27 protein-coding genes and 3 tRNA genes are annotated in these 26,489 nt (G+C 45.8%); 18 read left to right on the forward strand and 12 right to left on the reverse strand.

What is annotated here, in order from left to right; all coding sequences use genetic code 11:
* Positions 1-59: 59 nt before the first annotated feature.
* On the reverse strand, positions 60-2,645 hold the full coding sequence (gene acnB, locus FD974_RS04610; protein ID WP_215366313.1) for a bifunctional aconitate hydratase 2/2-methylisocitrate dehydratase: 2,586 nt from the start codon (positions 2,643-2,645) through the stop codon (positions 60-62).
* 325 nt (positions 2,646-2,970) lie between these two features.
* Between acnB and FD974_RS04615 the strand changes: the two genes are divergently transcribed.
* The 4 genes from FD974_RS04615 (at position 2,971) to ftsB (ending at position 7,204) form a co-directional block, all read left to right on the forward strand.
* On the forward strand, positions 2,971-4,632 hold the full coding sequence (locus tag FD974_RS04615) for a CTP synthase (protein WP_215366315.1): 1,662 nt from the start codon (positions 2,971-2,973) through the stop codon (positions 4,630-4,632).
* A gap of 9 nt (positions 4,633-4,641) precedes the next feature.
* The gene (kdsA, locus tag FD974_RS04620) at positions 4,642-5,505 is read left to right on the forward strand and encodes a 3-deoxy-8-phosphooctulonate synthase (RefSeq protein ID WP_215366318.1); all 864 of its coding nucleotides are present in this window, start codon (positions 4,642-4,644) and stop codon (positions 5,503-5,505) included.
* A gap of 67 nt (positions 5,506-5,572) precedes the next feature.
* Entirely contained in the window at positions 5,573-6,859 is a 1,287-nt protein-coding gene (gene eno, locus FD974_RS04625; RefSeq protein WP_215366320.1) for a phosphopyruvate hydratase, read from the forward strand.
* A gap of 18 nt (positions 6,860-6,877) precedes the next feature.
* Positions 6,878-7,204 (forward strand): cell division protein FtsB, encoded by a 327-nt coding sequence (gene ftsB, locus FD974_RS04630; protein ID WP_215366323.1) that lies wholly within the window; start codon positions 6,878-6,880, stop codon positions 7,202-7,204.
* A gap of 13 nt (positions 7,205-7,217) precedes the next feature.
* Here the strand turns inward: ftsB and FD974_RS04635 are convergent, their stop codons facing one another.
* Positions 7,218-8,183 carry an Hsp33 family molecular chaperone HslO gene (locus tag FD974_RS04635; RefSeq protein WP_215366326.1) on the reverse strand — a complete coding sequence of 322 codons (966 nt, stop codon included), beginning with the start codon at positions 8,181-8,183 and terminating at the stop codon, positions 7,218-7,220.
* Between the two features lie 66 nt (positions 8,184-8,249).
* On the opposite strand from FD974_RS04635, the gene gltX reads away from it, so the two are divergent.
* The 4 genes from gltX to FD974_RS04655 all read left to right on the forward strand — a co-directional run bounded on the left by gltX (position 8,250) and on the right by FD974_RS04655 (position 10,056).
* Positions 8,250-9,653, forward strand: a complete 1,404-nt coding sequence (gene gltX / locus FD974_RS04640) for a glutamate--tRNA ligase (RefSeq protein WP_215366329.1) — start codon at positions 8,250-8,252, stop codon at positions 9,651-9,653.
* 81 nt (positions 9,654-9,734) lie between these two features.
* Positions 9,735-9,810, forward strand: a tRNA-Ala gene (locus FD974_RS04645).
* A 34-nt stretch (positions 9,811-9,844) separates the two neighbouring features.
* A tRNA-Glu gene (locus FD974_RS04650) sits at positions 9,845-9,920 on the forward strand.
* Between the two features lie 59 nt (positions 9,921-9,979).
* Positions 9,980-10,056, forward strand: a tRNA-Asp gene (locus FD974_RS04655).
* A 50-nt stretch (positions 10,057-10,106) separates the two neighbouring features.
* Here the strand turns inward: FD974_RS04655 and FD974_RS04660 are convergent.
* From FD974_RS04660 to FD974_RS04670, 3 genes are all read right to left on the reverse strand, one after another.
* A complete protein-coding gene (locus FD974_RS04660; protein ID WP_215366333.1) occupies positions 10,107-11,165 on the reverse strand; it encodes a PolC-type DNA polymerase III in 1,059 nt (352 codons plus the stop codon).
* Positions 11,166-11,242: 77 nt separating this feature from the next.
* On the reverse strand, positions 11,243-11,971 hold the full coding sequence (locus tag FD974_RS04665) for a M48 family metallopeptidase (RefSeq protein WP_215366336.1): 729 nt from the start codon (positions 11,969-11,971) through the stop codon (positions 11,243-11,245).
* 127 nt (positions 11,972-12,098) lie between these two features.
* Positions 12,099-12,695 carry a hypothetical protein gene (locus FD974_RS04670; protein WP_215366339.1) on the reverse strand — a complete coding sequence of 199 codons (597 nt, stop codon included), beginning with the start codon at positions 12,693-12,695 and terminating at the stop codon, positions 12,099-12,101.
* A 158-nt stretch (positions 12,696-12,853) separates the two neighbouring features.
* Here FD974_RS04670 and hyi point away from each other — a divergent pair, with 158 nt between their 5' ends.
* From hyi to FD974_RS04690, 4 genes are all read left to right on the forward strand, one after another.
* A complete protein-coding gene (gene hyi, locus FD974_RS04675; protein WP_215366341.1) occupies positions 12,854-13,642 on the forward strand; it encodes a hydroxypyruvate isomerase in 789 nt (262 codons plus the stop codon).
* Between the two features lie 75 nt (positions 13,643-13,717).
* On the forward strand, positions 13,718-14,614 hold the full coding sequence (locus FD974_RS04680) for a 2-hydroxy-3-oxopropionate reductase (protein WP_215364032.1): 897 nt from the start codon (positions 13,718-13,720) through the stop codon (positions 14,612-14,614).
* A gap of 3 nt (positions 14,615-14,617) precedes the next feature.
* Positions 14,618-15,205 (forward strand): YqiA/YcfP family alpha/beta fold hydrolase, encoded by a 588-nt coding sequence (locus FD974_RS04685; RefSeq protein WP_215366344.1) that lies wholly within the window; start codon positions 14,618-14,620, stop codon positions 15,203-15,205.
* 7 nt (positions 15,206-15,212) lie between these two features.
* Complete coding sequence (locus tag FD974_RS04690) at positions 15,213-16,226, forward strand: DUF3108 domain-containing protein (protein WP_215366347.1); 1,014 nt, start codon at positions 15,213-15,215, stop codon at positions 16,224-16,226.
* A gap of 9 nt (positions 16,227-16,235) precedes the next feature.
* Here FD974_RS04690 and FD974_RS04695 read toward each other — a convergent pair whose 3' ends face one another.
* From FD974_RS04695 to mltG, 6 genes are all read right to left on the reverse strand, one after another.
* A complete protein-coding gene (locus FD974_RS04695) occupies positions 16,236-16,772 on the reverse strand; it encodes an ion channel (RefSeq protein ID WP_215366350.1) in 537 nt (178 codons plus the stop codon).
* 76 nt (positions 16,773-16,848) lie between these two features.
* Positions 16,849-17,550, reverse strand: a complete 702-nt coding sequence (locus FD974_RS04700; protein WP_215366353.1) for an ankyrin repeat domain-containing protein — start codon at positions 17,548-17,550, stop codon at positions 16,849-16,851.
* Positions 17,550-18,335: a TatD family hydrolase gene (locus FD974_RS04705; RefSeq protein ID WP_215366356.1), complete on the reverse strand. Its 786-nt coding sequence runs from the start codon at positions 18,333-18,335 to the stop codon at positions 17,550-17,552. Before FD974_RS04705 ends, FD974_RS04700 begins: the two co-directional genes overlap by 1 nt.
* A gap of 11 nt (positions 18,336-18,346) precedes the next feature.
* The gene (locus FD974_RS04710; RefSeq protein ID WP_215366359.1) at positions 18,347-19,495 is read right to left on the reverse strand and encodes a DNA polymerase III subunit delta'; all 1,149 of its coding nucleotides are present in this window, start codon (positions 19,493-19,495) and stop codon (positions 18,347-18,349) included.
* Positions 19,496-20,134 (reverse strand): dTMP kinase, encoded by a 639-nt coding sequence (gene tmk / locus FD974_RS04715; RefSeq protein ID WP_215366363.1) that lies wholly within the window; start codon positions 20,132-20,134, stop codon positions 19,496-19,498. It lies immediately after the preceding gene.
* 5 nt (positions 20,135-20,139) lie between these two features.
* Complete coding sequence (gene mltG / locus FD974_RS04720) at positions 20,140-21,114, reverse strand: endolytic transglycosylase MltG (RefSeq protein ID WP_251374670.1); 975 nt, start codon at positions 21,112-21,114, stop codon at positions 20,140-20,142.
* Between the two features lie 127 nt (positions 21,115-21,241).
* Between mltG and FD974_RS04725 the strand changes: the two genes are divergently transcribed.
* Both FD974_RS04725 and FD974_RS04730 read left to right on the forward strand, forming a co-directional pair.
* The gene (locus FD974_RS04725; RefSeq protein ID WP_215366369.1) at positions 21,242-22,243 is read left to right on the forward strand and encodes a folate-binding protein YgfZ; all 1,002 of its coding nucleotides are present in this window, start codon (positions 21,242-21,244) and stop codon (positions 22,241-22,243) included.
* Positions 22,244-22,260: 17 nt separating this feature from the next.
* Positions 22,261-23,118, forward strand: coding sequence for an NRDE family protein (locus FD974_RS04730; RefSeq protein WP_215366372.1), 858 nt, complete (start codon positions 22,261-22,263; stop codon positions 23,116-23,118).
* Positions 23,119-23,124: 6 nt separating this feature from the next.
* On the opposite strand, the gene FD974_RS04735 is transcribed toward FD974_RS04730, so the two are convergent.
* Positions 23,125-23,607, reverse strand: coding sequence for a PaaI family thioesterase (locus FD974_RS04735; protein WP_215366377.1), 483 nt, complete (start codon positions 23,605-23,607; stop codon positions 23,125-23,127).
* A 54-nt stretch (positions 23,608-23,661) separates the two neighbouring features.
* On the opposite strand from FD974_RS04735, the gene FD974_RS04740 reads away from it, so the two are divergent.
* Genes FD974_RS04740 through FD974_RS04755 form a run of 4 tightly spaced genes read left to right on the forward strand, consistent with a single transcriptional unit; the run spans position 23,662 to position 26,438 of the window.
* Complete coding sequence (locus tag FD974_RS04740) at positions 23,662-25,128, forward strand: YdiU family protein (RefSeq protein WP_215366380.1); 1,467 nt, start codon at positions 23,662-23,664, stop codon at positions 25,126-25,128.
* A 40-nt stretch (positions 25,129-25,168) separates the two neighbouring features.
* On the forward strand, positions 25,169-25,582 hold the full coding sequence (gene msrB / locus FD974_RS04745) for a peptide-methionine (R)-S-oxide reductase MsrB (RefSeq protein ID WP_215366383.1): 414 nt from the start codon (positions 25,169-25,171) through the stop codon (positions 25,580-25,582).
* A 26-nt stretch (positions 25,583-25,608) separates the two neighbouring features.
* Complete coding sequence (locus FD974_RS04750; RefSeq protein ID WP_215366386.1) at positions 25,609-26,157, forward strand: septation protein A; 549 nt, start codon at positions 25,609-25,611, stop codon at positions 26,155-26,157.
* Positions 26,154-26,438, forward strand: a complete 285-nt coding sequence (locus FD974_RS04755; protein WP_215366389.1) for a BolA family transcriptional regulator — start codon at positions 26,154-26,156, stop codon at positions 26,436-26,438. The genes FD974_RS04750 and FD974_RS04755 overlap by 4 nt, the downstream gene beginning before the upstream one ends.
* Positions 26,439-26,489 lie beyond the last annotated feature (51 nt).

Consider the following 26,489-nt stretch of genomic DNA (forward strand, 5'->3'; position numbering starts at 1 on the left):
ATAAAAAAGGCGATCTGTTGATCGCCTTTTCTTTACCCCAAACTCATGGGATTGAATGCTTAGACCGTAACGGTATCAGCAACATCACTAAATGATTTGATCTTGTCAAAGTTCATGTAGCGATACACTTCTTCTGCATTGGCATTTAAAGCGCCCAATTGATCAAGGTACTCTTGCATGGTTGGGATACGACCTAGGAGCGCTGCAACGGCGGAAAGCTCTGCAGAAGCTAGATACACGCGAGTATCAATACCTAAACGATTAGGGAAGTTACGAGTAGATGTTGAAACCGCAGTAGAGCCCTTACGAATTTGCGCTTGATTACCCATGCATAGTGAGCAGCCTGGAGTCTCCATGCGGGCACCAGTGCGGCCTAGCACGCCATAGTAGCCTTCTTCAGTCAGAACCATTTGATCCATCTTGGTTGGAGGGGCAATCCACAAACGCGTAGGCATATCGGTTTTGCCTTCAAGCACCTTACCAGCAGCACGGAAGTGTCCGATATTAGTCATGCAAGAGCCAATAAAGACTTCATCGATCTTTTCACCGGCAACTTCAGAGAGGAATTTGACATCATCTGGATCGTTAGGGCAGGCAAGGATAGGCTCCTTGATTTCGTCCATATCGATTTCAATGATCTCTGCATAGTCAGCATTTGCATCGGCCTTGAGCAATTCAGGTTTGGCGATCCATGCTTCCATCGCCTTGATACGGCGACCTAAAGTACGCTTATCTTCGTAGCCATTCGCAATCATCCACTTCATTAAGGTGATGTTAGAACGCATGTATTCGATGATGGGCTCTTTGTTGAGCTGCACTGCGCAACCACCAGCAGAGCGCTCAGCAGAAGCATCTGACAATTCAAATGCTTGCTCTACCTTCAAATCCGGCAAACCTTCAATCTCGAGGATTCGTCCTGAGAACACATTCTTCTTGCCTTGTTTTTCAACCGTGAGCAAACCTTTTTTGATGGCATACAAAGGAATGGCATTCACCAAATCACGCAAAGTGATGCCTGGCTGCATTTTGCCTTTGAAACGAACCAAAACGGACTCTGGCATATCCAAAGGCATCACGCCTGTAGCAGCAGCAAAAGCAACTAAGCCTGAGCCTGCTGGGAAAGAGATGCCAATCGGGAAGCGAGTATGACTATCGCCACCGGTACCACAGGTATCAGGCAGCAACAAACGATTCAACCAACTATGAATGACGCCATCGCCTGGACGCAGGGCAACACCACCACGGTTAGTCATAAATGCTGGCAGCTCATGGTGAGTACGAATATCCACTGGCTTTGGATAAGCAGAAGTGTGGCAGAAGGACTGCATTACCAAGTCGGCAGAGAAGCCCAAGCAAGCCAAATCTTTTAATTCATCACGCGTCATTGGTCCAGTGGTGTCTTGTGAACCTACAGTTGTCATGTGTGGCTCGCAGTAAGTACCAGGACGAACGCCTTGGCCTTCTGGCAAGCCGCAGGCACGACCAACCATCTTCTGAGCCAAGCTAAAGCCCTTCTTGTTGTCTGGTGGGCTAACTGGTACACGGAATTCAGTAGAGGCTGGCAAACCAAGCGCTGCACGCGCCTTAGCGGTTAAGCCGCGGCCAACAATTAATGGAATACGCCCACCAGCACGGACTTCATCCAAAATCACTGGGGATTTTAAGGTGAAGGAAGCAATTTCTTTACCGTTCTTAAATGCCTTGCCTTCGTATGGACGCAACTCAATTTCATCGCCCATGTTCATATCGGATACATCGAGCTCAATTGGTAGGGCGCCAGCATCTTCCATCGTATTAAAGAAGATGGGTGCAATTTTGGTACCTAAACATACGCCACCAAAACGCTTATTAGGAACAAATGGGATGTCTTGACCAGTCCACCACAACACAGAGTTGGTAGCAGATTTACGTGAAGAGCCAGTTCCAACTACGTCACCAACATAAGCGATTTGATTGCCTTTTTTCTGTAGCGCTTCAATCTGCTTCATTGGGCCGCGAACACCTACTTCGTCTGGCTCGATGCCTGGACGTGGATTCTTGAGCATGATGGTGGCATGCAGAGGAATATCAGGTCGACTCCATGCATCTGGGGCAGGGGAGAGGTCATCGGTATTGGTTTCGCCAGTGACTTTGAAAACCGTGAGTTTCATGCTCTCTGGAACGGCAGGGCGGCTTGTAAACCACTCCGCATTTGCCCAGCTTTGCATTACTTCTTTAGCCTGGGCGTTGCCTTTTTCAGCTAATTCTTGGACGTCATGGAAGTAGTCAAACATGAGGAGGGTTTTCTTAAGCGCAGCAGCAGCAGTTGCGGCGCACTCAGAGTCGCTCAATAACTCGACCAATGGCTTGATGTTGTAACCACCAAGCATGGTGCCCAAAAGCTCAGTTGCCTTCACTCTAGAAATCAGTGGGGATTTGACGGTACCTTTAGCTACCGCGTCTAAAAATTCTGCTTTTACCTTTGCTGCTTCGTCAACACCAGCTGGCACACGATGGGTAATAAGCTCTAATAGTTCTGCCTCAGCACCTTTTGGCGGGTTCTTGAGTAAACCTACTAACTCGGCAGTTTGGTCTTTTGTCAGTGGGAGGGCAGGAATTCCAAGGGCGGCGCGCTCGGCTACTTGGGCGTTATAGGCTTCTAGCATCGTGTTTCCTATTGGGTAAGAGTTATCGACATTACAGCAATTACGGGTTTTTCACCCCATTCCTTGTATTGTAATTCGGAAATCATGTCTTATATAAGACTTAATTCCCCAAATTTCTCAAAAAAAACCTGAAATCAGTAAAAACTATCTCAAAATGCCTTTATGAGCCTAAAAAAAGTGGGGGGATTGGAGCATTTGGGAGCACTTGGTGTTGAGAAAAAATAGCCCATGTTCGGCAAACTCTTGTAAGCCATTGGCTTAGATGGAAATTTTTTCAAGCCAAGCAGCTATCGTTATAATTACTTTTTCCAACAGAGCTTAAGCGATGACCAAATACGTTTTTGTCACTGGTGGTGTGGTTTCTTCTTTAGGGAAAGGAATCGCAGCTGCCTCGCTTGCCGCGATTCTTGAATCCCGCGGCCTGAAAGTCACCCTCCTAAAATTAGATCCTTATATCAACGTTGACCCTGGGACAATGAGCCCACTTCAACATGGTGAAGTTTTTGTTACTGAAGATGGTGCTGAGACCGATCTTGACCTCGGGCATTACGAGCGCTTTGTCTCTGCAAAAATGCGTAAAAGCAATAACTTCACTACTGGCCAGATCTATGAATCGGTCATCAGCAAAGAGCGACGTGGTGAGTACCTTGGCAAGACTGTTCAAGTCATTCCCCATATTACGAATGAAATTCAAGCATTTGTAGAACGTGGTGCAAAAGCGAGTCATGATGGCAATGCAGATATCGCCATCTGTGAAATTGGTGGAACGGTGGGCGATATTGAATCTTTACCTTTCCTAGAGGCAGCGCGTCAGATGAGTATTCGCCTGCCAAAACACAGCTGTGCTTTCGTTCACCTCACGCTAGTGCCCTATATCAGCAGTGCAGGTGAGTTAAAAACCAAACCTACTCAACACTCTGTGCAAAAGTTACGTGAGATTGGCATCATGCCTACGGTCTTGTTATGCCGTGCTGATCGACCCATTCCAGAAGATGAGCGTTCGAAGATTTCCTTATTTTCAAACGTTCGTGAAGAGGCAGTAATCTCTGTATGGGACGTTGATACAATTTATAAGATTCCTGAGATGCTACAAGCTCAAGGAATGGATGATCTGATTTGCCGCGAGCTCGAAATTGAGGCAAAGCCTGCTGATTTATCTGTTTGGGCAAAACTGGTTTATGAGTTAGCCAATCCACAACATGAAGTCACTATCGGCATGGTTGGAAAGTATGTCGAGTTAACCGAGTCTTATAAATCACTGATTGAAGCACTGCGTCATGCCGGTATCCATAACCATACTCGCGTCAATATCAATTACATAGATTCTGAAGTCATTGAAAAAGATGGTGTCGATTGCCTTCATGGTCTTGATGCTATTTTGGTTCCCGGCGGCTTTGGTAAGCGCGGTACTGAAGGCAAGATTGCTGCTATTCGTTATGCCCGTGAGAATAACGTGCCTTATCTTGGTATTTGCTTAGGGATGCAGTTAGCCGTGATTGAGTTTGCTCGTCATGTGGCCAATATCAAAGATGCCAATAGCACTGAGTTTGATGTTAATACTGATAGCCCAGTGGTTGCTTTGATTACTGAGTGGGTTGATCGCGAAGGTCGTATTGAGAAACGCACCAATGATTCCGATCTTGGCGGCACCATGCGCTTGGGTTCACAACGTTGCCCCGTCATGGATGGCACCTTAGCCCATGAGATTTATGGTGCTGAAGTGAACGAGCGTCATCGTCATCGTTATGAAGTCAATAACACCTATGTGCCAAAGTTGGAAAAAGCAGGCCTCATTATTTCTGCTAGAACCCCAAATGAATCCCTGCCAGAGATGATGGAACTGCCAAGTTCAATGCATCCTTGGTTCTTTGGTGTGCAGTTTCATCCGGAGTTCACATCCACTCCACGCGATGGACATCCTTTGTTCTCCGCATTTATTAAAGCGTCATTGATCCATCAAGACGCTACTACTGCACAAGCTGCCTAAGGAAATATCATGAGCTCATTTAAGCTTTGCGGTTTTGATATTGGTTTGGATAAACGCTTCTTTCTGATTGCAGGCCCCTGCGTGATTGAATCAGAGCAATCTGCCTTAGATATTGCTGGTGAATTAAAAGCGATCACGAGCTCTCTGGGGATTCCTTTTATCTATAAATCTTCATTCGATAAAGCCAATCGTTCTTCAGGAACTTCATTCCGAGGTCTTGGTATGGAAAAAGGGCTCGAGATTTTGGCTAAAGTGAAGCGTGAAATTGGCGTCCCAGTCCTCACTGATATTCATGATGTTAGCGAAATAGAGCCAGTGGCAAAAGTAGTTGATGTGATGCAAACCCCTGCATTTTTATGCAGACAGACCGATTTCATTCGAGCTTGTGCTCAGAGCGGTAAGCCGATCAATTTCAAGAAGGGGCAATTTTTATCTCCCCATGAGATGCTCAATGTCATTGAAAAGGCTAGGGCAGCTGCTGCAGAGAAAAACCTTCCTGACCAATTTATGGTTTGCGAGCGCGGCGCCTCATTTGGTTACAACAATTTGGTCTCTGACATGCGTAGCTTAGCCATCATGCGTGAGACCCATGCTCCAGTAGTGTTTGATGCAACGCATTCCGTCCAGTTGCCTGGTGGTCAAGGCAATGCTAGTGGTGGTCAGCGTGAGTTCGTACCCGTACTAGCGCGCGCTGCTGTAGCGGTTGGTATCAGCGGACTATTTATGGAAACGCATCCAGACCCTGCAAAGGCGCTATCTGATGGCCCTAATGCGGTGCCACTTCATCGCATGAAAGAACTGCTTGAATCCTTGGTAGCAATTGATACTGTGGTGAAGCGCTCCGGAACATTTTTAGAAGACAGTTTTAAGTAATCCATTTTGCTGAATCACTATTCAACGGATGCTGTAACAAAATTTATTTTTATATTGAGGAGGGTGCATGAGCGCCATTGTTGACATTATTGGTAGAGAAGTTTTGGATTCCCGTGGTAACCCCACAGTAGAGTGCGATGTTTTACTTGAATCTGGCGTCATGGGCCGGGCTGCTGTTCCTTCAGGGGCTTCTACTGGTTCACGTGAAGCAATTGAATTACGTGACGGCGACAAAGAGCGCTATCTCGGTAAGGGGGTTCTGAAAGCAGTACAAAATATCAATGTAGAAATTGCGGAAACCATTTTAGGTTTAGATGCTAGCGAACAAGCATTCCTAGATCACACTCTGATTGATTTGGATGGCACCCATAACAAAGCACGTTTGGGTGCTAATGCCACTCTAGCGGTTTCTATGGCGGTTGCGCGAGCCGCTGCTGAAGAGGCTGGCCTGCCTTTATATCGTTACTTTGGCGGCTCTGGAGGCATGCAATTGCCTGTACCAATGATGAATATCGTCAATGGCGGTGCACACGCCAATAACAGCTTGGATATTCAAGAATTCATGATTATGCCTGTTGGTGCGCAGAGCTTTCGCGAAGCCTTGCGTTGCGGCGCTGAGATCTTTCACGAGCTCAAGAAAATTATCGGCTCTCAAGGTATGCCTACCACTGTAGGTGATGAAGGTGGCTTTGCTCCCAACTTCAAGAGCAATCAAGAGTGTCTACAGACCATCATGAAAGCCATTGAAGGTGCTGGCTATCAAGCGGGTGAAGATGTCCTCTTGGCTTTGGATTGCGCTGCAAGTGAGTTCTATAAAGATGATAAATACCATCTGTCTGGCGAAGGCCTCCAGCTGACTTCGAGCGAGTTTTCTGATTACCTTGGTAACTTGGCAGATCAATTCCCCATCGTGTCGATTGAAGATGGCATGCATGAGAGTGATTGGGATGGTTGGGCCGATATCACTCAAAAACTGGGTAAAAAGATTCAGTTAGTAGGCGATGATTTATTTGTTACCAATACCCGAATTCTCAAAGAAGGCATTGAGAAGGGTATTGCTAATTCGATTCTGATTAAGATTAATCAAATTGGCACTTTGACTGAGACCTTTGCGGCGATTGAGATGGCTAAGCGAGCCAATTACACAGCAGTAATCTCTCATCGCTCTGGTGAAACAGAAGACAGCACGATTGCCGATATTGCAGTGGGTACGAATGCTGGACAAATTAAGACTGGCTCTTTGTCACGCTCTGATCGCATTGCAAAGTACAACCAACTGCTGCGCATTGAAGAAGATTTGGGTGATGTAGCAAGCTACCCAGGAAAGTCTGTTTTCTATAACCTGAAGCGTTAATTTCTTTTTCGTTTCGGTATGCGCTTAGTCATCTACTCAATGCTGTTATTGCTTATCGCAATACAGTACCCATTATGGTTGGGGAAGGGTGGATGGCTCAAGGTTTATGAAATGGAAAAACAACTGGAATTACAGCAGGCTAAAAATAGTTTACTTAGCTTGCGTAATGCCAAGTTAACTGGTGATGTGAAAGATTTAAAAGAGGGTACTAGGGCGATTGAAGAGCGTGCGCGGGTTGAGCATGGCATGATTAAAGAAGGTGAATTCTTCGTTCAAATTCTGCCAATCGAAAAATCAGCGAGCAATACCGCAGATGCAGAGAAGCCAGTAATTACAAAGCGATAGTATGTTGTCTCGCCTAATGTCCTTTTGAGGGCGGCCTTGTCGCATCGGCAAGCAATTCAGTTTTAAAAACTTGGCGGCAATCAACCGCATCAAAGTGATACGCCTTTCCACAGAAGTCACATTCTGTATCAACAGCGCCTTGCTCGGCAAGAATGCTTTCAACCTCTTGCTCACCCAACATCCGTAGAACGTCTGCTACCTTGGTTCGCGAGCAACGACAGGCAAACTGAATTGGTCTAGCCGGAAAACTCCGAACTCCATTTTCTGCAGACTCTTCTAAAAACAAGCGGCGCAAAATTGTTTGCGGCGGCAATGTCAATAATTCTTCATCGGTAATGGTTTCGCCAAGTGCTTGGATGCGATTCCAGCCTTCCGCAGCAACTTGTGGGTCGAGATGAGCATGCCCACCTGAATCTGGTAGGCGTTGCAGTAATAAACCACCAACATGAGTATCGTTAGAAGTAAGCCAAATCCGCGTATCCAATTGCTCTGAATTTTGCATATACAGTGCGATTGCTTCTGCAGCACTCGTTACAGGTTTAATGACCGTGCCACGATGTTCTTGTAAAGCCACAATACCTTGATAAGGGGGTTGACCAGGCTGACGATCAGCAGGGTCGAGGGTGATGACTAATCGCCCAGAATTTTGGGCATCCAATAAGTCGCCCAGACTCGCATCAGGATCAATAGTGTCAGGCTCAATGGATAGCTTTACCGTAGCGCGCATACTCAAATCAGACTTGCATTCCACAACCAAAAGCGAAATAGGTCCTTGACTTTGCGCCTGAATAATCAGGGTGCCATCAAACTTCAAGCTTGCGCTCAAAAGGGTGGCTGCACCAACAAAATCCCCCAAAATGCGCTTTACAGCCGGAGGATCATTGCGCCGCTCGAGGACGGCTTGCCAGGCGCTACTGATTGAGACAATTTCCCCACGAACCGGGGCGCCATCACACATAAAGACTAGGAGTTCATTCATAGGTGAAAGTATCCACTTTTTTAAGTAAAGCCGCTATTTTGTGAGTACAAAGTCCAACCTGAGATAATGCTATTTATGCATATACGTACACGTTTCGCCCCCAGTCCCACGGGCTTTATCCATTTGGGCAACCTTCGCAGCGCTCTTTATCCTTGGGCTTTTGCTCGCCACAATCAGGGTGACTTTATATTGCGCATCGAGGATACCGATCTAGAGCGTTCTACCCAGGAGGCGGTAGATGTGATTATTGAAGGTATGGCTTGGCTTGGTTTGGATCTAGATGAGGGCCCAATCTATCAAATGCAGCGCATTGATCGCTACCGTGAGGTTATCAAACAAATGCTCGATAGTGGCCTTGCTTATCCTTGTTATATGAGCGAAGAAGAGCTTAACAAGCTACGTGATCAGCAGATGGCTAAAAAAGAAAAGCCGCGCTATAACGGCTTGTGGCGTCCAGAGCCTGGCAAAACCCTGCCAGCAATTCCAGAAGGCGTTTTGCCTGTGATTCGCTTTAAAAACCCGATTGGTGGCTCTGTGATTTGGCAAGATGCTGTCAAGGGTCAAATTGAAATTAGCAATGATGAGCTCGATGATTTAGTGATTGCTCGGCCTGATGGAACTCCTACTTACAACTTTTGCGTGGTGGTCGATGATCTAGATATGAAAATCACTCACGTGATTCGTGGCGATGATCACGTCAACAATACTCCACGTCAAATCAATATCATGAGGGCTTTAGGCGGCACACCTCCGGTCTATGCGCATTTACCAACAGTCTTAAATGACTCTGGTGAGAAGATGAGTAAGCGTAATGGGGCAATGAGCGTGCGCGATTATCAAAAAGCAGGGTACTTGCCCGAAGCCATCCTAAATTACTTAGCTCGCTTAGGCTGGTCTCATGGTGATGCTGAAGTGTTTACCAAGGAACAGTTTGTCAATTGGTTTGATCTCGATAGCTTGGGCAGATCGCCAGCGCAGCACAATCCAGAAAAACTTCTGTGGCTCAATCATCAATATATTCAACAAGCAGATCCGGTGCACTTAGCCCAGTCTACAAAACCATTTGCCCATGAGTTAGGAATCGATACAGAGCAGGGTCCTGATTTTGTTCAGGTGGTGGCATTGCTTAAAGATCGCGCCAATACCTTGCTTGAAATTGCCGAAGGTGCAAAGCTGTTTTACTTGCGAGCACCTACCCATAGCCCAGAGCAAATTGCAGCCAATATTCCGCAAGAAATTGTTCCGGCATTAAAGGATTTAATTTCAGCCCTGCAATCTGCCGAGCATTCAAAGGCGGCTTATGGAGCGGCTTTTAAAGAGGTTTTAGCCAAGCATGAGATTAAAATGCCAGCATTGGCTATGCCAGTTCGCTATGCTTTATTTTCGACAACTCAGACCCCAGCCATCGATGCGGTAATGGTGGTTTTAGGGAAAGAAGAGGTAGTAAAACGGCTCTCCAAGGTCGTCTAATCCAGAATTTGCGCGTCTGCACAAAAATAGGATAAAATCTTGGATTGTTTTGAATGTCTTGTGGTTTTATTGCGAGATTACGGGGGTATAGCTCAGCTGGGAGAGCGCTTGCATGGCATGCAAGAGGTCAGCGGTTCGATCCCGCTTATCTCCACCAAGCATTTAGAATAGCGGTATTAGTTGTAGTCCAGGTCCCCATCGTCTAGAGGCCTAGGACATCACCCTTTCACGGTGAGTACGGGGGTTCGAATCCCCCTGGGGACGCCAAATATTTTGGCTAGTTGTGGGTAGTAGCAGTAAGTGACACAAGTAGCACTCGTTGTATTGGAGCGGTAGTTCAGTTGGTTAGAATATCGGCCTGTCACGCCGAGGGTCGCGGGTTCGAGTCCCGTCCGCTCCGCCAATTACAGTAATTAAGGGCCCTTTGGGGTCCTTTTTTATTTCCTCTTTCGCTTAGTAAGAGAGTCTTGCGTAAGTTGTTTTCTTTGACGCCTCAATAGCCTGTCCAAGCGTAATAATGCCGCGTTCTTCAAGCAGGGGAACTAACTTTAAAAATACTTGTGCGGTAGCGACTGCATCAGAGCAGGCATTGTGACGATGCTCAATTTGTACCCCTAAGAGCGCCATACTAGATTCAAGACTATGCAGCGGCTGATTTGGGTAGGCTACTGCCGAAAGCAAGAGCGTATCAATAACGGGTTGCTTAAAGATAATGTGGGTTGATTGCTCTTTTAATTGTAGAAACCGCATATCAAATGCAACGTTATGACCAAGCAAAACGCTGCCTTCACAAAACTGATAAAAACTGGGTAATACTTGATCAATCGTAGGTTTGCCTTCAACCTCCGCCTGGGTTATTCCATGAATTTTGATGCTCTCAGCAGAAATTGAGCGTCTTGGGTCAATGAGAGCTTCAAAGGTCTCATCTGTATGAATACTTCCATTAGAAACTTTGAGTGCGCCAATCTGAATAATTTCATCACCATGACTTGGTTGCAAGCCTGTTGTTTCAGTATCAAACGCGGTGTAAATCAGGCTAGCCAATGGTCTATCTAGCAGTGAAGCATCTGCAGATCTATCGCAGAGTGATTGATAAAGAGAAATCTGCTCTTTAATTTTCGCTTCAATCTCATCAATCTTGTGATCCCGTTGATCAGCCAAGCGATTCATGGCACGAATAACTTCACGCAACTCTGGTGGCCCTTGAAGTTCAAGTCGTAACTCTCGATTACTACTGAGCATGACTTTTAAGCGCTCTGAGGTAGCGGCAATACCAGTGACATAAGTATTAAACAGTCGATTGAGAACCACAAAACCCAAGATTAATGCGCCCAAGGTGAGGGCAACTCCAAGAGGGAAAAGTTGCTGAAAATATTGTAGAAAGATAGTACGGTGTTCCTCAACTCCTTCGAACCAGGCATACGCACCCAGAACGATAAAGGGTCCTGCCATTAATGCACATAACACGATGCTAGCAATGACATAACGCTGCCGAGCTGTTAGTTTTTCCAAGACTTACCCCTTAATATGTAGCGCAATTTGTTGAAACAGAATCAATCTCTTACGCTTAAATGTACTCGACCCCAGTATTACATCTTCTTTTGATTACTTTGAGGAGGCTTTGGAGCGGCCTTATAAAGGGGCTCAACCGCAGGCATTAATGCTGTCAACTGCTCGATTCTCGTTTCACCAGAAGGGTGGGTTGATAAAAACTCTGGGGAGCTTTGACCTTTAGTGGCCTTAATCATTTTTTGCCAAACCGTGATAGCGCCCATTGGGTTATATCCAGCACGTGCTGCTAGCTCAAGCCCAATCGCATCAGCCTCAGATTCATTTTCTCTAGAGTTGGGTAATACGAAAACATAGTGCGCCATCTGATTGGCGGCGCTTACAGCTGAGCCATAGCCTCCGGCAGCAGCCATGGCTACATTTACTGCAAGATTTTGCGCCATGGCTTGAGATACGCGTTCTCTACCATGCTCTCTGAGTGCATGCGCAATCTCATGACCCATGATGGCGGCGATTTCATCGTCATTGAGCTTGAGCTCCTCAATAATACCGGTGTAAAAAGTAATCTTGCCACCCGGTGCGCAAGTGGCATTTAATACTGGGGCATCTATTAAACTCAGTCGCCAATCCCATTGCTTAGTGTCATCCCGAAATGCTTCGGTTTGCGGAATCAAGCGATTCGCAATGAATTTCAAGCGATCATAAGTGGGGCCGGATGTTACTAGGACATTTTTCTGTTTGGCTTTTTGGTTCTGCTCGTTGTAACTGATTGCAGAAAGGCGATCTACTTCTGCTGAAGAGATCATCATAAATTGGGATCTATTAACTCCTACTGCACCTGGCCTCGTAGTATTGGCGCAGCCCGATAGCAGGGTGATGAAGGCAAGGCTTAAATAAAAATAAATTCTCAAATTCAATCCTTGCCTCTACAACAAATTACTTCTTCTTAGGAGTGGTAATCGATGCAGCCATGGCATCGTAATACACCACTTTAACCTGCTCGCCGACATTTACATCTGCTAGTAACTGTGGATTTTTAACAGTGACAGTAGTTACTTTTCCGCTAGGCCCTTTTACAGATACCAGCTTCTTAGCACGATCAACAGCAACGATATCAGCGATGATTGTTGTTGTATTGGAAATCAAGCGGGTAGGCTTTTCACCTGGCTTGGAAGTAGTTTCGGAGGCAGTTTCAACCTTGCTGCGAATGCCATCACTCTTCGTTTTGATGAGCTCAATAGCCATTGCTAGCTCATAATTCACATTTAAGCGATCGCCTTTTTTAATTTGGTCAAAATTCTTAATTTCTGGACCAGCTATAAATTTAGATTCACCTTCATTATTTTTAAAATAAATGGTGCGTGATTTTTTATCGATCTTAGTAACAGTGCCTTCATATAACTGATACACGGTATCCGTTACAGCAGCATCGATAACCATTGGCTTAGATCCATCAGACTGAGCCATGCTAATAGCGGGGCCAGTAAGTAGGGCGCAAGCAACTAAGGTGAGGGGGATGAACTTCATTTTCATAACTTTCCTTATTAATGACTATTTCTATGATCATATTAGCGTATTTTTTGCCTAAATCTGCTTTCATGTCGCCTTGCGGAACGCTGTTTAGTGCGCGTGTGGCTCGTCATCATCTTTGTTAAGATCAAATGGATTTTTAAATTTCTTCAAGGACCCCCATGCCGCGCTTTGCTGCTAATCTCACTATGCTGTTTAATGAGCAGCCTTTCTTAGAGCGCTTTGCGCTTGCTAAGTTAGGCGGCTTTCAGGCAGTAGAGTTTCTCTTTCCCTATGCTTTTGCTGCTGCTGATATTAAGAGCGCTTTAGATCAAAATGCCCTCAAACTGGTCTTGCATAACTTACCAGCCGGTAATTGGGAAGCCGGTGAGAGAGGGATTGCTTGTCATCCTGATCGGGTAGCTGAGTTTCGCTTAGGGGTAGCTAAAGCCATTGAGTACGCCCAGATTTTGGGGGTTCCCCAGCTCAACTGCCTAGCGGGTATTACCCCGGCAGGCGCCAATCCCCAGTTAGTCCACGATACCTTGGTCGGCAACTTGCAATACGCAGCTAGCGAGCTCAATAAAGTCGGCCTTAAACTCCTGATTGAGCCGATCAATACCTTTGATATCCCGGGGTTTTATCTCAATAAGACCGCCCAAGGCATTGCACTGTTAGATGCCGTCGGTGCTCACAATGCCTACTTGCAATACGACATCTACCATGCCCAGCGCATGGAAGGGGAGTTGGGTAAAACGATTGAGCAGTATTTGGACCGGATTGGCCATATCCAGTTAGCTGATAACCCTGGGCGCCATGAACCTGGTACCGGGGAGATCCATTACCCCTACCTGTTTGAGCTTCTCGATCGCCTCGGTTATGAGGGCTATATTGGTTGTGAGTACAAGCCCCTCAAAACCACAGAAGCAGGCCTGTCTTGGATGGGCCCTTACGACCAAGCCAACGCCTAAATACCGTAAGATGATGGCTAACTAGGCGCTGCACAAGCAGCCAGTACACCAATAACAACAATCAAGGAAGACACCATGAGTAAGCTCAAACTGGGTTTTGTAGGACTAGGCATTATGGGCGCCCCAATGGCAGGCCATTTAGTCGCTAGCGGCCATGAGGTGTATGTCAATACCCGTAGCCAAGTACCCCCAGAGCTAGCCAATAGTGCAGCGATTGTCTGCGCTAGCCCAGCAGAAGTAGCGCGCCAAGCTGACATCATCATCACCATGCTGCCGGATACCCCTGATGTGGAAAAAGTCCTCTTTGGGGATCAAGGCATTGCCCAAGGCTTGAGCGCTGGCAAGATCGTCGTTGATATGAGCTCAATCTCCCCGATTAGCACCCAAGAGTTTGCGAAGCGGATTAATGCGCTAGGCTGTGAGTATGTCGATGCTCCCGTCTCCGGTGGCCAAGTAGGGGCAAAGGCAGCGAGCCTCACCATCATGGTGGGCGCTAGTGAGGCGACCTTTGCTAAGGTCAAACCCATTTTTGAACTCATGGGCAAGAACATTACCTTAGTTGGCGCCAATGGCGCTGGTCAAATTACCAAGGTAGCCAATCAAATCATCGTCGCGCTCAATATTGAAGCGGTTGCCGAAGCCTTAGTCTTTGCTGCTAAAGCAGGGGCTGATCCAGCCAAAGTAAGGCAAGCCCTGATGGGCGGCTTTGCTAGCTCCAAGATACTCGAAGTGCATGGTGAGCGCATGATCAATCGCACCTTTGATCCTGGCTTTAGGATTGAGCTGCATCAAAAGGATTTAAGTCTGGCACTCAGTAGTGCTAAAGCCTTGGGCGTATCACTACCCAATACCGCTACGGCTCAAGAACTCTTTAATGCCTGCAGTGCCCATGGTGGCAAAGCCTGGGATCACTCTGCCATGGTCAAAGCCCTAGAGAAGCTAGCGAACTTTGAGATGGGGAATAAGGGGTAGGAGATGAGCAAAACTTTACTAGTCTATTTACACGGCTTTCGCTCATCACCGCGTTCCTCAAAAGCAGTGATGACGGGGGAGGCCATAAGTGCGCTTACTAGCAAAGATCATTCTTACGAATGGTATTGTCCGCAGTTATTAGCATCTCCAAAGCAAAGCATGGACATGGTGACAAGCCATATCGATCAATCTGATGCAGATAACATCATCATTATTGGTTCGTCCCTAGGTGGCTTTTACACTAACTATTTAGCTGAGAAATATCAGTGCAAAGGAATTGCTCTGAATCCAGCGGTATATGCAGCCCGCGAGTTAGAACCCCATGTTGGCATGATGACTGAATACGATAGCGATAAGCCCTTTGACTTTAAAGCTCAGTACATCGATGAATTACGAGCGCTACAAGTAGAGAAAATCTCCGATCCCCAGCGCTATTTTTTAATTGCTGCCAAAGGTGATGAACTACTAGACTGGAAAGAAATGGTGGCCTTTTACAAAGGTGCAAAACAACTGGTGCTAGAAGGTAGTGATCATGGCATTGCCGACTATGCTGACCATCTACCTGCAGTAATGGACTTTATACAGAGCTAGTCTTTTCTTGACTGCATTTGCATCTCACTTCAATTCTGCTGGCCGGAGAACATCTTTATGGATTCTCTTAGCAGCTATTTTTATCTCAATATTGGGGCACCTGATTTTATTTTTCGGGTTACCGTTTCTTTCGTTTAGTAGTGCGCCACCAATATCGGAAGATCTCATTATCAAAACAGATTTACGTGTGGAGCCGCCGCAGAAAATTCAGCTCTCTAGTGCTCCTAAGAAACGCGCACAACCCAAGAGTGCCAATGCAATCTCAGCGGATCCATTGCCCGATGGTGACGGCGATGGCAAAGGAAAGCAGGGTGGTCTTGGAGATCAATCAGGTCAAGCTTTTCAATTGCCTGAATCTGGCACATATTATTTTGATGCTTATGTAGATGGGCAGCTTTACCAAACGGCACAACTTGATTGGATTACAGAAGGCAATCAATATCGTCTTTATATCAATATCCCTTATGCAGTCGTAGGCCCTTTTGTATTTGAATCCCGTGGCTCAGTCGATGCTTATGGAATTGCTCCAGCAATTTACTGGACTAAGCGCGGTGATAAGCCGCCAAGATATTCTCGATTCGATCGCGATGGTCAGGGTGGTGGAAAAATGTTTTTCTCAGAAAAGCCTGATCACACTCCAGAAATTATTCCTGGTACGCAAGATCGATTTAGCCTGATGTTTCAATTGGCATCGCTGCTCAATGGCAGTGACAAAATTGATGAGGCAGGGTCGATTCGCGGCATTCCGGTAGTCGATTACGATACCTTGGAGATGTGGCAATTTAAAAGCTACGGTGAAAACGACTCAGAGGATATACCGAGCCTTGGTAAGTCAATCAATCGCCACTATGCATTGATGCAGCGCGAAAGCAGCCCCTATAAACGACAAGTCGATATTTGGTTAGCAAAAGATTTGGATTGGCTACCCGGCAGAATGCGCTCACTAGAATCAAATGGACGGGTGCTGGAGTTAGTCTTTAAGCAAAGAGCGCCTATTGACCGCTCTAAGCTAATTGACTAACTGATCGGCCTAAAACCCCGAACCTGATTTGGGGTTTTGAGGCTTTCCTAGTAAGGCGCCCATCATCGTGTAAAGAGCGGCGCCAGAGAGTGATACCGCAAATATTCCACTAAATGAAATGATGATGGGAATGATTTTCCAGCGCTCAACCAGTGTGTAATCTCCGAAACCAACGGTGGTATACATCTCTCCAGCAAAATAGAGAGTCTGGAGGTTAGTTGGAAAAACTTGCAAGCCAATGCAGATATAGGCCCAAGCAATGATTTCTAGAAGATGTATGCCGACTATCAATAATATGGCGATGAAGTACGATAAAAAGTTAGCACCATAAACCTGCTTGTTTTCTAACTTGTTATCAACCCAGTGAAAGATGCCTGCTATCACTAAAACGGCGACTCCATGAATAGTCAGCATCAAACAAGCCAGAACTAGCAAAAATACAATATCGCTATTGCCTACATCCGCATTAATCTCAGCAAAGAGAGTGCCAAGACTGGGAAGGGAGTTTAGGCCTGGAAGCCTTTCTAATAAGTCAGTAAATGTCATTGTCGTTACCAAGAGTTTCTAGATTTATTTCTTATTTGACATAATAATGATTATACGCAGTAAGCATATATGGTGATTAGGTAGGAGTCTTTATTGGGCCACCAGGATATGGCTGTTTGTAGACCTTTTCCCAGCGTGACTTTAAGCCATCACGGATGTCGTCTTTACTAAATAACTCTGCAACATCAATTGCCGTATAGCCTTCATGATTACGCATCTTAAGATCCGCACCTTTATCTAGCAAAAACTTAATGAGCTCATCGTTTCCGGAGCTCACAGCCATCATTAATGGGGTTGTTTCACTCGGACTGAGCGCATTGACTTTGGCGCCATTGGCAACCAGAAATTGAGCCACTTCAAGCTTTCCGGTTGAGCAAGCGTAATGCAATGGTGTCCAACCGGTCTTATTGACGTCTACCTTCTTGTCCAAGACTAAGGTTTTAACCACTGGAAGCTCACCCTCAATAGAGGCCATCATGAGTGGAGTTTCACCGCTCTTATTGGCTAAATTGGGATTTATCGCTGGGTTAGCTAGCAAAAAATCAATTACTTTCATGGACTTATCGCGAATAGCCACAATGAGCATTGGATTGCCCTTTGGATCAATCGCATTTGGGTTAACACCTGCCTTGAGTAAATCCTGAATTTCAGAAACATCATCAAACTTAGCTGCCTTAGTGAAATCATCAATTTGGCTAGCTGTTTGGGCAAAAACAATACTATTAGCAGCCATCAAGGTGCATAAGACAAGACGTTTTAACTTAAGTGAACTTCTCATTATATTGCTCTATTTAATTGAAAACATTGGAAAAAATTAGAACTTGTCTTATTAGCAAGCTCCTCAACTGAGACTCCTTTGAGATTAGCTACAAACTCACCAACTTTGGATACCCACGCGGGTTCATTTGTTTTGCCGCGATAAGGAATGGGTGCCAAATACGGCGAATCAGTCTCTATCAGCATGCGATCCAGGGGAACTTGCTTGCAAGTTTCTTGAAGGTCCTTGGCGCTCTTAAAGGTCACAATCCCTGAAAATGAGATGAAGAAGCCCATTTCCATGGCCGCTTTTGCAACTGCAGTGCTTTCAGTAAAGCAATGCATCACCCCGCCAACTTGATCTGCACCCTCCTCTTTGAGAATTCTGAGGGTATCTTCAGAAGCTGAGCGTGTATGGATGATCAGCGGCTTCCCAGAGGCAATTGCAGCCCGAATATGGGTTCTAAAACGTTCTCTTTGCCATTCCATTGAGTCATAACTGCGATCACCCATGCGGTAGTAATCCAGGCCAGTTTCCCCGATCGCAATAATCTTGGGATGTTTGGCCTCAGCAAGCAAAAACTCAAGCGAAGGCTCAGGGGTATCTTCATAATCCGGGTGAACGCCAACCGACGCATAAAGATGCGAATGCTCCTCAGCCAACTGACGCACCTTTGGATAATCTGGGATATCGACAGAAACGCACAATGCATGACTCACTTTGCAGGCAGCCATATTGGCCAAAACCTCTGGCAAACGGGCTTGAAATTCAGGGAAATCGAGATGGCAATGTGAGTCTATAAACATAGACCTCTATTTTAGTCTTCAAATACCTGTTGGTATTGGGAAAGCAGTGCTTCTAGCTGAATTCGGGTGGCTAATGGATGATTTTCATGACGCCTTGCAAGCGTTAAGGCTTTCCAAAGACGGAGTAACTTAGGTAAGCGAATCTGCGCAGCAAGAGTTCTCATCTGCGCTTCATGCTTTGGATAAAAGCGAGGGTAACCTGACTGAGTCACACTTTGCAGATCCGAAATCCAGCGCTGCATGGTTGCTAGTATGACTGAGTATTTAGCTTTTTGAATTTTCTCAGCTGCATCAAGCCATTGGATATTGCTTCCTTGCGCTAAGGATTGTAATAAGTGACGTGATGCTGCGATTGAAATCGATAGCTCATCTTTATCATCTTGATGATGGCGAGCGATTAGTGATTCTAAAACAGCATAAGGCGCCCCGCCCTGCTCATCATAGATAGACTCCACATCAGCACTTTTAGTTTTTAATTCTGGAATGGCTTTAACTTGCTCCTCAAGCCATTGCAAACCCGTCTGGCGATCAGGCCTTGGTGCTGCAATCAAACGGCAGCGAGAGCGAATGGTGGGAAGAACGCGATCAAGGCGATCTGCCAGCAAAATAAAGATTGTGTTGCTAGGTGGCTCTTCCAAGGATTTGAGCAGTGTGTTGGCCGCATCAGAACGCAGCATTTCAAGGGGATAAATCAAGATAACGCGATTACCACCTCGGTGCGAGCCTATTGATAGCCCTTCAATTGCACTTCGCGTCTCCTCGATGGAGATATTTTTTTTCTCTTTTTTATCGCCAGAATCTGCATCGCTATCGTCCAGATTTTTTTTGGCCTTTTTCGGAGAGTCAGTATCTACATCCAAGTCACCATGAGGCAAAAGCTTGCGATGCGTCTCTGGAACTAAGGCAATAAAGTCAGGGTGATTGCCTGAAGAAAACCAATGACAGGCCTCGCAATGATTGCAAGGCTTAGCTTGATTAGAGCTGCCCTCACACAATAGCGCTTTCGCTAACTCGATCGAAAATTGAAACTTACCAATGCCTGATTGGCCATGAATCAACACTGCATTTGGCAATGAACCTAAATCGATTGCATTCCAAATGGGTTCTAACCAAGGGGCAATTGTCTTTGATTGAATCTGATCGAATGAAGTAATGCTCATTTAGAGTTTGATCTTGAGAGCTTGAAGTTCGGACCAAATTTGCTCAGGAGTTTGGGTGGCATCCACAAGATAAAATCGACTAGGATCCGCTTTAGCTCGACGCAAATATTCTTGGCGAACTTTTTCAAAGAAGCCTAAATCCATTTGTTCAAATTTATCAGGTACACGCACTTTGGATCTTCGTGCCTGAGCGATCTCGCCTGGTAAATCAAATAAAAAGGTGATGTTGGGCTGAAGCAGGTGTCCATCTGAAGTTTCCTGTACCCACCGTTCTAAATCATCTAACTTAGCGAGGCTAAGTCCTCTACCGCCACCCTGGTAAGCAAAGCTTGCATCCGTAAAACGATCGGAGATGACAATCTTGCCCAGCCGCAAGGCAGGTTCAATAACCTGGGCAATATGCTCGCGACGTGCGGCAAACATCAACAATGCCTCGGTTTCTAAATTCATTGGCGCCTCAAGTAATAGTGCGCGTAATTTTTCACCCAATGGAGTGCCACCAGGCTCACGAGTAACAACAACTTCTCGATCGGAGTAGCGTTCTTGCATCAGCTTGCTAAAAGCATCAATGTGGGTACTTTTGCCAGCTCCATCAATACCTTCAAAGCTAATGAAATAACCTGGGAATAATGTGTTCATGATGCTTACTGAGAAGAAGGTTGATTGGATGGCTTGCGTTTACGCTGATATTGATCTACTGCGCTCTCATGCTCTTTTAGAGTCCTAGAAAAATGACTACTTCCATCACCACGCGCTACAAAATAAATCGCGTTGGTTTGAGCTGGATTAACTGCCGCAAAGAGTGATTCTTTGCTGGGCATAGCTATTGGAGTGGGAGGCAAACCTTTACGCATATAGGTATTGTAGGGACTGTCTTTACGCAAGTCGGCTTTTCTCAAATTTCCATCAAATTGGGGCCCAATTCCATAGATTACAGTGGGATCAGTCTGTAAGGGCATCTGTAAATTAAGTCGATTAATAAATACTGCAGCTACCAATGGCCTCTCACTTGCACGCCCAGTTTCTTTCTCAATAATGGAGGCAAGTGTTAACAGCTCATATGGGGTTTTTAGAGGCGTTCCTTGAGGTCTACTCCCCCATGCCTGAGAAAGCTGTTTTTGCATCGCCTGGGACGCACGCCGATAGATTGCAATATCAGCATCATCTGGATCAAAAATATAGGTATCTGGAAAAAATAGGCCTTCATCATTAGGATAAGTAAGATTGAGCATCTGCAATAGCTCTTTGGAGCTCAAACCTTTGGTTTGATGAATGAGGGATGGATGCTTATCGACGAGGTTTCTTACTTGCCAGATGGTCATGCCAGGAATAATCGTGATGCTCTCACGTACTCGGTCACCCCTCGCCATTTGCAGCAAAATACTTCCAAGACTGGCTCGGAGCGGAAATAAGTAAGTTCCGGGCTTGAGTTTTGTACTAACAAACAGTGCCCTAGCGGCCATTTGCACAATGAATCTATTGCTAGAGATACCCTGTTCTGAGAGTTGTCGGGAGATGGCCGATATGCCTGATTGGGGAGCGATCTTGGCCTTATAGCTAGTGGGGTTTACATCTCCATCATTTGAAGCCGACGGGACAACTGGCCAAAGAAAAAGCATGCTGTAAAAAACGCCAATACAGAAAGCCACCCATATCAAATATCGGTACCAGGGCCTCTCTTTGCCCTTGCCAACAAATAGATTTCTTTTCTGAAAGTTTTTGTGCATCAGGCTATGATAAAAGCTCATGACAAATTCAGCTCAAATACCCTCCTCCACAGCCGCTTCTACTCAGGGCTTAGCCCCCCTCTCAGAGTGGGGCCTCATCCTGGTTGAAGGACCGGATGCGGCTACTTTGCTGCAAAGTCAGCTGAGTAATTCAGTATTAGGCTTAAAACGCACTATTGCTGGTGAAATAGCCCATGGACATGATGTCCGTTTAGTAGGTTATTGCAACCCTAAAGGACGCCTATTAGCTAGCGCTTGGCTTGGACTTTTCCCTCAATCTGCAGAATCTGAAGACCGCTTTGCCTTATTTATATCAAGAGATATTGCGGCCACTATTGCTAAGAGACTCTCGATGTATGTCTTACGCTCTAAAGTCAAGGTGATCGATGCCTCCAATGATTGGGATGTATGTGGGGCCTATACAAGCCTTCCATTGGATTCAGTGCAGACTCAACAAAAGGACAGCTTTGCTCTCCAACTTCCTTCTGTACTTGCTGCAGACAAATCATTTGAGCGCACTTTAATTGCGTACCCTAAAAATACCATTCCAAATAGTGATGCAGATTCTCAGTGTCTGGCGTATTGGAATACCCTAGAAATATTGAGCGCGATTCCTCGGATTGTTATGGCCACCCAAGAACAATTTGTGCCGCAAATGATCAATTTTGAGTCTGTTGCTGGTGTCGACTTCAAGAAGGGTTGCTACCCAGGCCAAGAAATAGTAGCCCGAAGTCAGTACCGGGGTGCAGTAAAGCGGCGCCTGCAATTAGCCAATTGTGAGAATACTGCGCAAGCCTCAAGTATGGCAAAGCCTGCTTGCGAGCTGTTTCATTCCAGTGACAGCAATCAACCCTGTGGAATGGTTGTGTTAGCCGCACAAGATGCGTACGATCGATCAAGAATCAATTTCCAGCTTGAATGCAAGCTGGAGGCCTTGGAGGCAGGCGAAATTCATCTAGGAAGCCCTAACGGCCCTACGTTACAAATTGAATCGCTGCCCTATCCTCTGATTGAAATCTAAGATCCTTCCAATCTATTATGTGTCTCATTCTTTTCGCCTGGAAATCACACCCTGACTACCCCTTGGTAGTTGCTGCTAATCGTGATGAATTCTATGAGAGGAATACTGAGGGTATCGCATGGTGGCCAGAGTACCCACATATTCTTGCAGGTAGAGATCGTGCAGATGTTTTGGGTAGCCCAGGCACATGGTTAGGCTTTACTAAAACAGGTCGTTTTGCAGCGCTGACCAATGTGAGAGCTCCTAGCGAAAAAAATCCTGATGCTAGAACACGTGGCGAGCTTGCATTGCGTTATCTTGCTGGAGATCATCAGCCCGGGGCTTTTATTGATGAACATGCCAAACGATTTGACCAGTACAACGGTTTTAATTTGCTGATGGCTGATTTAAGTGATCCCAATAATGCCCAAATGCATTGGGTAAGCAATCGTCTCATGATGGGACAAAATATTCGCCCTAGAAAAGTATTCCCCAAGACTGCACTTGATGCTGGCGTATATGGTTTATCCAATGCAATGCTTGACACTCCATGGCCCAAGGTGAATCACCGTGTTGCCGCTTTTGCTCAAGCCTTAGCGATGGATAGTGGCGAACTAAAGAATGCCGATCATTATTTACGTGTCTTAGCAGATACGCATGAGGCGAATCCGCAAGAGTTGCCTAATACCGGTGTCAATAAAGACTGGGAAAAAGCACTCTCAGCAGCATTTATCAGAACACCTTCTTACGGAACACGATCAAGTACGATACTCAGAGTACGTAAAGATGGTCAATTTGAAATGGTCGAAAGACGCTTTGATGCCAATGGCACAGTTGGCCATGATGTTGTCACAGGCGCTTTGAGTACTAGCCCAGGATCAAATCTTCCCGCTTGATCTGAATTAACGCTGTCGCCCATCGGGTTTAATCACACGCTCACCATCTGCATTTTTAGTTGCTAAGCGCTTGAGGTATTGGAAGGTACCAGTTGCCATGCAGCAAATCTCACCTTGATCGTTATAGAGTTTTGCTTCACAAAAAGCCATGGTGGCAGTTCTTCTGACTGTATCTGCCTTAACGCGCAAAATGCCATTGGCAGCTTGCATAAAATTATTCTTCATCTCAACAGTAACAACACTGCGATCATCAGGATCACCAGAGCGAGCGGCTACCGCCATTGCTACATCCATCAGAGTGAGCAAAACACCGCCATGGGCCACATCCCAGGTATTGGTGTGCTCAGGCTTGAGAGCCAAAAGGATTTCACCTTTGCCCATCTCAGCACTGAGGCAGCGCACTCCCAAGAGCTTTAAGAAAGGAACATTAAGTTCTTCACCGAGGTTAGCTAGCTGAGTAGCTGGATTGAGCGTTACTTTATTTGTCATAGGGTCATTTTAGAGGGTTCTGCGATAGATGTGAATTCCTCATAGAATACAAAAATGCCATTTACTATGCGCGGTAATGACGTTTGTTCCGTTATCTCACCGTCTCCCCTGCCCGCCCCCTATTGGGTAGCACTTTCCCGAAGTGCTGCAGATTTGATTGGCTTAAGACTCAATGACGCAGGAATGCCACAGGACCCGCAATGGCTGCAACTATTGGCAGGTAATACATTATCAGTAGATAGCATCCAATTCTCAGACCCACTTGCTACCGTCTATAGCGGCCATCAGTTTGGGGTATGGGCCGGTCAGCTTGGTGACGGACGCGCTATTTTGCTGGGCGATATTCACGGTCAGGAACTTCAGCTCAAGGGGGCGGGAAGAACACCATATTCCAGAATGGGTGATGGCAGAGCCGTCCTGCGCTCTTCCATTAGAGAGTTCCTTTGTAGCGAAGCCATGCATGCATTAGGCATTCCAACTAGTCGAGCACTGGCTATAGTTGGATCTAAGCAGCCCATACGCAGAGAAACGATGGAAACTGCAGCCATATGCTCACGGATTGCTCCCAGCTTTATCAGAATCGGTCATTTTGAGCACTTTGCAGCTACGCAGAATATAGTTCGCTTAAAAGAACTTGCTGATTTACTGCTTACCCATTTTTATCCAGAATGTGCCAAGAACCAGGATCAATACTTAAGTTTATTTAAAGCCATCTCGCTTAAAAACGCGCAACTAGTCGCTAAGTGGCAAAGTGTTGGTTTTTGTCATGGCGTACTAAATAGTGACAACATTAGTGCACTAGGACTCACAATTGATTATGGTCCTTTTGGATTTGTAGATCATTTTGAAATTGATCACATCTGCAACCATAGTGATCATGCTGGTAGATATGCTTATCATCGACAGCCACAGATCATGCATTGGAATATGGCTTGCTTAGCTAGCGCCATGCTCCCACTGGTTGAATTAGATTATTCTGCTGAGGATGCTCAGGCACTTCTAAGAAGCGCTCTTGAAGACTTTCCGATTGAATACGCCAGTCAATGGCAACACTTATTTCGTCATAAATTAGGCTTCTTTGCTGAACAAGATGGCGATATTGAGCTGATTGAAAGATTGCTTCAAGCAATGCATGATTCAAGAATAGATTTCACAAGCTTCTTTCGTTCATTGAGCTGCATTCCAAAGAGTATGTCACCTAAGGACATTGCTCTGAGGAATGATTTTCTGGATCGAGATGGAATTGATAGTTGGTTTCAGGATTATCTAGCGCGCCTTCAGATTGAGGCACTAGATGATGCCGCAAGAAAATTGGCCATGGATCAAGTCAATCCAAAATATATACTCAGAAATCATCTAGCCCAAGCCGCTATCGAAAAAGCGCAAGGCGACGACTTCTCCGAGGTGACTAAGCTTTTGCAAATCCTCTCCAGGCCATATGATGAGCAATTGGAGTGCGGTATCTATGCTTTACCGCCCTCACCCGATTTAAACCCTGTAGCAGTGAGTTGCTCATCCTAGATGTATAGAGCGCAAACGCCTTTAATAGGAATATTTATCCATGACTAAAAAAACTGACCGCGAATATCAAGAGACGCTGACTGACACCCAATATCGAGTTACCCGAAAAGCGGCAACAGAACCCCCGTTTACTGGTAAGTACTGGGATCATTGGGATGATGGACGCTACAGATGCATCTGTTGCGGCACGCCACTATTTCAATCGAGCACAAAGTTTGATGCCGGCTGTGGGTGGCCTAGCTATAACGCGCCAGATAACGCCAATGTAATTACCGAAGTTCGTGACTTTACCCATGGCATGGTTCGTACTGAAGTGCGCTGCACGAACTGTGATGCTCACTTAGGACATGTGTTTGATGATGGCCCACAACCAACAGGCCTGCGCTACTGCATTAATTCTGCGTCCTTGCAATTTGAGCCTTCTGAAAATGCCAAATTAAGTAATAAAGAGTAATTTAGAAATAACTGGATAATGTGAGTATGAAATTTCTATTTGACCTCTTTCCCATTATTCTCTTTTTTATCGCCTTTAAATTTGGTGATATTTATACCGCAACGATTGTTGCCATGGTGGCCACGATTGGCCAGATACTCTGGGTCTACTATCGCCATCGCAAGATTGATGCCATGCAATGGGTCAGTCTAGTCATGATTATCGTATTTGGTAGTTTGACGATCTTCCTACATGACAAAACATTTATCCAGCTCAAGCCTACCGCCCTCTATTGGCTTTTTGCAGGCGCTCTTTTTGTCAGCGCCCAGTTCTTTAACAAAAATTGGATTCAAGTTCTGATGGGTAAACAGGTCACCCTAAAAGAGCAAAGCGCCAAGTCTGTCTGGCATCAAATCAATATGGCTTGGGCTGTATTTTTCTTTTTCATGGGTGCACTAAATCTTTACATCGCATTTGAGTTTTCTGAGGAAGTTTGGGTGAACTTCAAACTGTTTGGAAGCACCGGCCTTCTCCTCATTTTCATTATTCTTCAAGGTGTTTGGCTTAGTCGTCATATGGAGCATCCTGCAGAATGACAATCAATCAAGAGAGAATGCAGCTTTTTGAGGCAGACTTACGAAGCGCCTTTGAACTTTTAGATCTCAAAATCGAAGATGAGAGCCATCTGCATGCAGGCCATGCTGGAGCTGCTAGTGGCGGCGGGCATTTTAAGATTCGAATCGTTTCACCTCAATTCGAGGGGATGAATTCAGTCAAACGCCACCGTGCCATCTATGCCGCCTTAAGTAGCCATTTTCCGCAAGCGATTCATGCGCTCACTATTGAGGCAATGAGCCCTGCTGAATACACCCCTTAAGCTCCCGCTTGCTTTAAAATGAAGGCTTAATTCACCCATTCAACACTTGAC

Source organism: Polynucleobacter sp. es-EL-1 (assembly GCF_018687975.1).
Lineage (GTDB): Bacteria > Pseudomonadota > Gammaproteobacteria > Burkholderiales > Burkholderiaceae > Polynucleobacter.